Source organism: Prolixibacter denitrificans (assembly GCF_003014495.1).
GTDB classification, from domain to species: domain Bacteria; phylum Bacteroidota; class Bacteroidia; order Bacteroidales; family Prolixibacteraceae; genus Prolixibacter; species Prolixibacter denitrificans.
In genome coordinates this window covers 504,687-513,215 of sequence record NZ_PYGC01000003.1, presented here as the reverse complement: position 1 = coordinate 513,215, position 8,529 = coordinate 504,687, and the positions used below count along the sequence as shown (strand labels likewise).

The following is an 8,529-nucleotide window of genomic DNA, read 5'->3' as shown; positions in this document are numbered from 1 at the left end:
GTTTGATCGTGTTGTCATTAGCACCTTTAAGATACAAACCTTAAAGCGACAACAAAAACAAAGGCTGTCCAATTTTACTTTTTGGACAGCCTCTTTTTCTTTAACTGAAATTTTTGGTATGAATATAATCTGCAACTTTTTGCGGAACCAGCGGAACCAGCGATAGTCCTTTGCTCAAACGCTCCCTGATTTCGGTAGAAGAAATATCCAGAAGTGGAGCATTCAATAGGGTTACGTTCGGGTGGTTTGCCAGTTCTTCATTTTCGTAGCCCGGCCGGGGATAGACGATTAGCCCAAATTCATCGAGAATTTTCCGGTGATCACGCCAATGATCAAACGCTTGAAGGTTATCTCCACCAATCAGTACGTTAAACGAGTGTTGAGGAAAATCTTGTTTCAAACGCAAAAGGGTCTGGTAGGTGTACGATGGACGAGGCAAGTGGAATTCATAGTCCGAGGCTTTAATTCCCTCTTTTCCTTCAATAGCCAGTTGAACCATGGCCAACCGATCTGCTTCGGGCCAAAGCATTTCTTCCTCTTTCAACGGATTCTGAGGTGAAACAACCAGCCACAATTCATCGGACAATTTCTCTCTTAGCACATTGTGTGCAATGGCCAAATGTCCGTTGTGAATTGGACTGAAGGAGCCAAAGTAGAGTGTAATTTTCATTACCCCGGTTTATTTTTCCAGAAAAGCTTTAACCGTCTCTTCTGCTTCTTTCAGTGCAGTTTGCAAGTCATCGTTCACCAAAACATAATCGAAATACTTGGCGTAAGTCAATTCACGTTTGGCCTTGGCTACGCGTTGAGCAATTACTTCGGGACTATCGGTTGAGCGGGCAATAAGCCTTTTCTCCAGTTCTTCGATGCCTGGAGGTTTGACAAACACGGCCAGGGCTTCGTCGCCGTAAAACTTTTTAATGTTCGTCCCGCCTACTACGTCCACATCGAACAGCACATGCTGTCCTTTCTCGCGAATGCGTTCCACTTCACTTTTCAGGGTACCGTAATAACTGCCGGCGTAAACTTCTTCCCATTCCAAAAATTCATCAGCCTCCAATCTCGACTTGAACTCGTCAACCGACAGAAAATAATAATCTTTGCCATCGGTTTCTCCATTTCTGGGCTTTCGTGTTGTTGCTGATATCGAAAATTCAAAGTCGAAAGGGCAGGTCAGGAGGTGCTTAACAATGGTTGTCTTACCCGAACCGGACGGTGCCGAGAATATAATCAGTTTGCCTTTCTTCATTTCTACAAATAATCGCTCTTCCGGAAGTTATAATACATTCAGTGTTTGTTCTTTCACTCTTTCGAGTGCGTCTTTCATCTGAATGACAATTTTCTGAATTTCGGCGTGGTTGGCTTTGGAGCCCATGGTATTGATTTCGCGCCCGATTTCCTGTGCAATAAATCCCAGCTTTTTCCCTACCTGCTCGTTTAGTCTCATGGTTTCCAGGAAATAGGTGCAATGGTTGGCCAATCGGACCTTCTCTTCGTTGATGTCCAGTTTTTCCAGGTAATAAATCATTTCTTGCTCCAGACGGTTGTTATCGACAGAATCTGAGGCTTCCAGCTCCTTCATGTTGTCCATGATGCGCTCTTTCACTTTGTCCAGGCGCTCTTTTTCGAATGGTTCCACTTCCGGAAGTAAATCTTGAATACGCTGAATATTCGACTCAATATCTTTGTACAAGGCGTCACCTTCCTGAACTCTGAATTCATCGAGATGGAGGAGTGCTTCTTTTACTTTAGCGATAATTTGTTTCCATTCTTCTTCATCCAGCTCTTCACGCTCCGTTTTAACCGTATCCGGAAGGCGCATAATAATGTCGAGCAACGACTGATTTTCATCAATCCCAAGTTCTTTTCGGACCGAATTAAGTTGTTGGTAATAATCGCGTACCACAGCGCCATTAATGGTTGCATTGCTCTCTTCACCAAGCGATTCGAGGTACATGCTGTATTCCACTTTCCCGCGGCCCAATATGTCAGATATTAATTTCCGGATGGAAATATCTTTCTCTTTATAAATCCCCGGCATGCGGGTGTTAATATCAAGTTGCTTGCTGTTCAGCGATTTTACCTCGATGGTAATTTTCTTGTTAGGCAGTTCGCATTCGGCTTTACCATAGCCAGTCATCGATTTCATCATGGACGAAAAATTTTGTTCACAAAATTAGGCTTTTCCAACGGCATTCTAAAAAAGTGAGTGCCGAATGAGTATGTTTAATTGAAATTACTGGTAAATTACGTTTTAATTTACTGCAAAATGACAGATGATTTAGCTTATTTATAATTGCAAATCAGAATAAAAGCTTAATACATATTTGCGGAGACGAATAGAAATGAGCTTTTGTGGTACCAAATTTGTTTGGTGTAGCAGAAAAAGAATCCATTCAACCAAAATAATGTAACCAATGAAAATGATCTGCCGATTACTCCTTGCTTTATTGCTCTTCTCTCTTTTTTCAACAACTCAGGCTGCAATACCGCAATTTTCCTACCGGGAAAAATGGGCCGAAGCAGATTCGCTGGCACACATTCGAAAGCCTGAATCGGTTAAGAAGGTGATAAAGCAAATTGTCGCACGGGCAACGAAAGAGAACAATATTCCGCAAAGGGTGAAAGCATTTACAGCGCTTCAATTTTTTGCGGTGAAAGATTCTCTTCCGAAAAATCCGGTGCCAATCTGGCAAAACGAATATGAGAAATTGAACGTGCCGGGAAGAGCGGTAGTGAAGGCATACGAAGGTTCATACCTGCTTCAAATATATCGGGATAATCGTTGGAAAATTCTTGACCGTGCCAGTGGAGGAGTTGATTCAACCGATATAAATACGTGGGATGCCGGTTATTTCGTCGAGCAAATTCATCGGTGTTTTAACGAGGCATTGCAGCATCCCGACAGCCTGTCGAAAATTCCTGCCAAAAACTGGCAGTCACTTGTCATTGATAAAAAGGTGGCCTGGGAGCGGACTCCGACACTACTCGATCTAATCGTTCGAAAAGCACTGAACTTTTATCAGGACGGCAGTCTGTTTACCCAGCCGGTTCGCCGGCCATCACCATCTCTTCAGAATGCTGCATTGAGCTTAAGGAAACCGGGGGGAGTGATCATTGACCGGAAAACGCCGTTGAATTTTTATGATCATTCAATCATCCTGTACCGGCTACTCGAAAGATACCATCAACAAGACGGAGATTCTGTGGCGTTGTTCTATGCCCGGCTCAATCGGATTAAATTTACCTACGGGGAATCATCGCTCGAAAATGCTGACCGTTTGTTTTTGGATGAAATTCACGGACTGGAAAAGACCGTTGCTCACTCCTACCTGTTAGCCGATGTTTGGGAAGCGGAAGCGGATTTCTATCAAATGCGGGGAGGAGAGTTTCGGGAAAATGTCCCGCAAACAGCTGAGCACCGATTGGATTGGCTGAAAGCGGCCAGGTTGTATGAAAATACCTGGGAGAAATTCCCTAAAACAGAAGCAGGCAAGAGAAGTTTTAATAGTCTTCAGCAACTAAAACGGCCGCAGCTATCCACACAATCGGAAGCAGTGGTGAGGCCCGGTTTCCCATTTGCCATAAAATTGGATTACCAGAATCTGAAAAGTGTGAAGGTTTCCATCCACAAAATCAATCAGAAACTTTTCCGAACCTATTTTCTGCAATACGGGCAGTTGAAAAGCCGTGAAGATTCCTCGAAGCTACTTGGCAGTCCGGTTATTCAGCGAGAAAAATATACGCTCGTACCTGATAGTGATTTGCGTTCGCATAGCACCGAGTTGCTCCTGAAACCATTAGAGGCTGGAGTGTATGTGCTGCAGATTGATGGCGACGGCTGTGAAAGTCTCTTCCCGCTGGCGGTTTCCCGGATATATATAGAACAGGAACGAGTTGATGCCGGAACCATTTTTTCGGTCCGCCGGCAATCGAACGGGGAAGCTGTCGCAGGTGCCGAATTGAGTATTCGAAATTTAAATGGTAAGAAACTCAATAAAACGTCTCTCAAAACGAACGATAAGGGGCGGGCCTTCTGGTCGGGTGACGGCAATTTGGTGCAGATTAGTTCGTCTACTGACACGTTAAGTCTGCGTTGGCGTAAGCCGTATTACGGTAAACAAACCGAGACGACAAAAGAGAAGACCTGGTTCTTCACCGATCGGTCCATCTACCGGCCGGGACAGGTGGTTTTATTCAAAGCCATTACGTTCAAAACTCATGGCGATACAGCTCGTGCCGTTGCAGGCAAACCGATGGTGGTTTTTCTGCGAGATGCGCATAACCAGGTGATCGATTCGCTGAGAATCCTGACTGACCGGTTCGGTAGTACTACCGGTCAGTTTCGTTTACCCGCCGGTAGTTTGGCGGGCAACTTTACGCTGAGAACATCCGAAGGATATCAGTCATTTCGGGTGGAAGCTTACCGGCGGCCCGGATTTCATATTACATTCGATAAATTCGACGGTCAGTACGAGGCGGGTCATCCGGTTACCGTAACCGGAAGAGTCAAATCGTTTAACGGTGTTCCGTTGGCTGGCGTACCCGGAATGTATAAAATAACCCGGCATACTTTATGGTTCGAGCGCTCGGGGAACAATTCGGAAGATGTTATTTCGGGTATGTTTACCACCGATACAGATGGTCGCTTTCGCTTCACGTTCACACCAAAGTCTACCGAAAATGATTATGGTTTAAGCTATCAGATCGAAACAGAAGTAACAGATATCAGCGGAGAGACGCAGACGACGGAACAGTCATTGAGCATCTCCCAAAAGGCGCTGTTTGCTCAACTCAGCGCGCCCGGGCAAGTTGATGCTTCCGATAAAGGTATCCGGAAGGGAAAAGGAATAAAAGTGGGGGTGAAATTCAATAACTCAGCCAATCAGGTGGTTCCGGTTAAGGGAACGGTCACATTTGCCAGGCTTCAAACTCCTGACCAAGCGGTAAGAGAGCGGGTATGGAAAGCTCCTGATCGGCCAATCTATACGAAGGAGCAATGGGAAAAGCAGTATCCCGGAAATGTGTATGGCGATGAAGTGAAGCCGGAAGATTTTCCGGTGGAGAAAGTTTTATCGACCCAAAAATTCAACACGGCCGAACGTTCGTGGTGTTTCCTTCCGGGGAAAAAACTGAAGCCCGGCTATTACAAGGTCACCGTTGAAACAGAGGATGCATTTGGTCAGAATGTTACCGGTGAGCGGGTTATCCGGGTATTCAGGTCCAAATGCCGGAAATATCCGTTCGCAGACCCATTTCATGTCAACCTGAACAAAACTACGGTAAAACCCGGTGATGATCTGAAACTGGAACTTGGTACTGCCGGTGAAGCTTTCTGGCAAGTAGCGCTGGAAGAGCCGGATACATTGATTCAGCTTCCGGCAGTGAAAACGAAAAAGAGCCGTCAACAAGTGGTTATCCCGGTAACGTCCGATATGGCAAACGGATTTGCAGTTCGTGTATCGACTATCCAGCATGGTCGGTCCTTCCGGAAGCTTTTCCGGATCAATGTGATGCAGCCAAATAAAAAACTACAGGTTACTGCAGTTGATTTTCCTTCAACGGCAGAACCCGGAAAAGAGGTCAGCTGGAAAATCCGTGTAACCGACGAAAGAGGCAAACCTGCACAGGCAGAAGTGGCAGGCGTTGTATATGATGCATCGCTGGACGACATTCGAATGCATAACTGGAGTTTGAGCCTTTTCAATCATTGGTTTTATGTTCGGCAAATGCCGCTGATGATTCGTCCGGTGCAAACTGATTACGCCCATAGTCCGAATACGCCCCTTCAAAAAGTGGAAACAGAGATGGTTCCGGAATTGGGACTTCCAAAATGGGTTAACACTTCTCCGGGAGGAGCTGTTTTTTTCGTTGCAGATGAGAAAGTTCCTGTGGGAGAGCAGGCGGCAAACGAGAGTATCAGAATCCGGGGAGCTAGTGCTGCACCGAAGGTTGAAGAACCGAAAATTCGAAGTGATTTCCGCGAAACAGCTTGGTTTGGGCCGCAGTTGAAAACCGATGCGAACGGAATGGCTACCGTTCATTTCCGTATGCCCGATGCTTTGACGAAATGGAAATTCATGGCATTGGCACATACCGTTAACGGGAAAACCGGCACGACCGACACCTCGTTTGTTAGTCAAAAACCGTTGATGGTCGAGCCGTACCCGGTTCGTTTCCTGGTGGCCGGCGACCAGGTGGAGTTACCGGTGAAAGTAACCAACCTTTCGGGAAAAGAACTGGAAGCTGATATTCATTTGAATCTGATTGCAGTTGACTCGAATGATACGTTGGAACCCGGATTTGAGCCGCGTCACATCGGCTTGGAGAATGGAGAATCGGGAGTGGTGAAATGGTTGGTGCAGGCACCCGAAAAAGCGGGATTGTACCGGATTCAGGTAGTTGGCTCAGCCGGAAACCTGAGTGATGGTTACGAAAAAACTATTCAGGTTCTTCCCGCTAAGCAATGGATGGTACAGTCGGAAACGTTTCAGGTGAAACCGGGAGGAGTGAAGGTTTGGAGTCCCTTATTCCCGGAAGGAGGACAGGTGAACGACAAATGGACGCTGGAGTGGATGGGAAATCCGGTTTGGCAAGCCATCGAAGCATTACCATCAGTATTGAGTTCCCGGCCACAAAGTGCAACGGGGCTGGCCAACCGGCTGTATGCTTATGCAACGGTTCAGCAAATACTGGCCCGCCACCCCGAAATCGCAGCAGAACTGGCCAAACAACGAGCCAAATTGTTGAATAACCCCGATTCATTCAAAACCCGGATGGAGCAGAATGATGATTTGGCGAATATTCAGTTGAACGAAACCCCCTGGCTCGATGATGCGATTCGGGCGAAAAAACAATTGCAACTTTTCGTGCCCGATACAATTGCCGTAAATATTACCGATGATTTGTCGCGTCTCAAGGCAATGCAGCATGAGGATGGAGGTTTTTCCTGGTATCCGGAGATGAAAGCCAGCCCATGGATTACGATGCAAGTAGTTGATCAGCTTTCCGCACTCGAGAAAGCGAATGCTTTAAAAGGAGAAGAAAAAACGCTTGTAGATACAATGCTGGTAAAAGCCATGCACTACCTCGAAACAGAAATGTTGGCAACCTATAAGCGATTGACGGAAAAACAGCGCGTACAATATATTCCTTCAGCCAATATCGTCGATTATTTATATGTCTGTTCAGGTTCGAAAATAAAACCTGCCGGGAAGGAAGTAATGGCTGCCTATCGGTTCTTCATTCAGTCGGTTTCCAAAAACTGGATGAAACTGAGCCTGTATCAGCAAGCACAAAGCGCCTCGATTTTGTGGCTGACAAATGACCGGAAAACAGCTCAAACGATCATCGAGTCGTTGAAAGAACGGGCAGCGAAGAGTAAAAAGTTGGGCATGCATTGGCGAACGAACAATTCACCCTGGTTCTACCGCGAGTCTTCACTTTCGTTGCAGGCCATCATGATGCAGTTGTTTGAGAAGACCGGTGCCCCGGAAACGGATTTGGCGGCCATGAAGCTATGGTTGTTGCAACAAAAGCGGACACATGCATGGTCAACTCCGGACGAAACGGTGAAAGCGGTTGAGGCGTTGCTGTTGGCAGGAAGTGGGGCCAATATGGAAACATCCGGACCGACGGTATTATTGAATGGAAAGCCATTGACGAGCTCGATTTCGGGCACACCGAAAGGATATTTCAAATACACATTGCCTTCGGGATTGCCCGAAAACTCAACGTTGGAGCTTCGGAATAACGGAAAGACGACAGGCTTTGGCGCGTTGTATCACCAGTTCTTTGCTCCGGTTGATAGTTCGTTGTCAACTGGGAACGGAATAAAAGTGACCAAATCGTTGTACCGCGTTATTCGCCGAAATGGTGGAGAATCTCTCTCATCCGATTTGAAAGGACTCAAACCAGGTGACTTAATTATGGTCCGGTTACGTATTCACACCCATCGCGATTTGGGATTTGTTTCCATTTCAGATGCACGCCCGGCTGGTACAGAACCCGTGAAGCAGCTTTCCGGCTACGAATCGAGTGGTCGCTTGTGGTACTATCGGGTAAATACCGACGAGCAAACCCGCTTCTTTATTCAGGAGTTAAAACAAGGCGATTATCTGTTGGAATATCCGGTAAGGGTAAGTCACCGTGGTGATTTTAGCTCAGGTCGGGTAACCATTCAGTGCCAATTTGCACCGGCATTCAATGCATCCGATACGGCAGGAGAGGTTATCATCGAAAAATAGGTGGAGGGCCAGCGGGGAAAAAGCCGGTTCGCGGTGCGGGAGGTTTGGTAACCAGGTAGAAAGGGGCCGGACCGTGAAAGTAAGGCCCGATTATGGGACAAAGGTGGTGCTGAGTTGAGTAGAAAGAGGCAGGACCTAAGGAAAAAAGATCGGTACCGTGACAGAGATGCTCGGGAGCAGGGGAGAAAGAGTCGGGAGCCCGAAAAAACAGGTCTGGACCAGAATAAAATGGGTACGGACTTGGGAAAATGAGGTCGGGAGCGGGATGGAAAAGCTACTTTGG

General features: G+C 46.7%; 4 protein-coding genes. 1 reads left to right on the top strand and 3 read right to left on the bottom strand.

Translation table 11 applies throughout. From position 1 onward, the window contains the following. Positions 1 to 100: 100 nt before the first annotated feature. From nadD to CLV93_RS09030, 3 genes are read right to left on the bottom strand one after another with little or no spacing between them, the layout of a single operon-like run. Positions 101 to 670 (bottom strand): nicotinate (nicotinamide) nucleotide adenylyltransferase, encoded by a 570-nt coding sequence (gene nadD, locus CLV93_RS09040; protein WP_106541838.1) that lies wholly within the window; start codon positions 668 to 670, stop codon positions 101 to 103. Between the two features lie 9 nt (positions 671 to 679). Beyond that, the gene (gene gmk / locus CLV93_RS09035; RefSeq protein WP_106541837.1) at positions 680 to 1,249 is read right to left on the bottom strand and encodes a guanylate kinase; all 570 of its coding nucleotides are present in this window, start codon (positions 1,247 to 1,249) and stop codon (positions 680 to 682) included. Between the two features lie 27 nt (positions 1,250 to 1,276). Then, a complete protein-coding gene (locus CLV93_RS09030; protein ID WP_025863531.1) occupies positions 1,277 to 2,152 on the bottom strand; it encodes a YicC/YloC family endoribonuclease in 876 nt (291 codons plus the stop codon). A 265-nt stretch (positions 2,153 to 2,417) separates the two neighbouring features. On the opposite strand from CLV93_RS09030, the gene CLV93_RS09025 reads away from it, so the two are divergent. Further along, a complete protein-coding gene (locus CLV93_RS09025) occupies positions 2,418 to 8,246 on the top strand; it encodes an alpha-2-macroglobulin family protein (protein WP_106541836.1) in 5,829 nt (1,942 codons plus the stop codon). The last annotated feature ends 283 nt before the right edge of the window (positions 8,247 to 8,529 follow it).